The sequence below is a fragment of the Halorubrum sp. SP9 genome, assembly GCF_005435015.1.
In the GTDB taxonomy this organism is placed as follows: domain Archaea; phylum Halobacteriota; class Halobacteria; order Halobacteriales; family Haloferacaceae; genus Halorubrum; species Halorubrum sodomense.
Map to the genome: position 1 here is coordinate 1 of NZ_SGXU01000675.1, position 249 is coordinate 249.

At 69.5% G+C, this 249-nt stretch carries 1 protein-coding gene; it reads left to right on the forward strand.

Annotated features, from left to right (window positions below; translation table 11 throughout):
- Positions 1-249 (forward strand): iron chelate uptake ABC transporter family permease subunit (locus tag EXE45_RS18965; protein WP_158294367.1); only part of this gene is annotated, 249 nt, incomplete at both ends.

Below are 249 nucleotides of genomic sequence, written 5' to 3' on the forward strand. Positions count from 1 at the left end.
CGTTCCTCCCGCTCATCGCCTCGGTCGGCGGCGCGGTCGCGTTCCTCGTCGTCTACGCCATCGCGTGGAAGAACGGCACCTCGCCCGTCCGGCTCGTGCTCGCGGGGGTCATCGTCGGGACCGTGTTCAGCAGCCTCCAGACGGCGCTGTTCTTCTTCGCCGACGACATCGGCGTCGTCCAGTCGGCCATCTCCTGGACCACTGGGTCGCTGACGGGCACCGACTGGGAGCAGGTCCGCATGGCCCTGC